The sequence below is a fragment of the Pseudomonas huaxiensis genome, from assembly GCF_003231275.1.
GTDB lineage: Bacteria > Pseudomonadota > Gammaproteobacteria > Pseudomonadales > Pseudomonadaceae > Aquipseudomonas > Aquipseudomonas huaxiensis.
On record NZ_QKVL01000182.1, the window covers coordinates 1 to 403 of the forward strand.

Consider the following 403-nt stretch of genomic DNA (forward strand, 5'->3'; position numbering starts at 1 on the left):
AGACTTCTTCAATCTGCATGGTGGGGGGACGGGGACTGAGACGTTTGCCTACACCCTGACTGATGCTGATGGCGATACCAGTACTGCGAATCTGGTTCTGGATATCAAGAATCTGAATGATCCGGTCACCCTTAATGGCCTTGATACAGAGGGTGGTGAGCTTTCGGTTTACGAGAAGAATCTGAGCGACGGTAGTAATCCGAATACTCCGGCGCTGACTCAAACCGGCACCTTTACCGTGACTGCGCCGGATGGTCTGCAAACGCTCAGCCTGGGCGGCATCAACGTTATTTCTGGCGGGGTGGCGGCTGGTTTCCCACAGACTGCGACGACGCCGCTGGGGAATACGCTGACAGTCACCGGCTACAACCCAACCACCGGCGTAGTGACCTACAGCTACACC

The 403-nt window shown here is 55.8% G+C and carries 1 protein-coding gene; it reads left to right on the forward strand.

Going from position 1 to position 403, the window contains the following annotated elements:
* A partial coding sequence (locus tag DM374_RS32805) for a hypothetical protein (RefSeq protein ID WP_157969827.1) occupies nucleotides 1–403 on the forward strand: 403 nt, incomplete at both ends.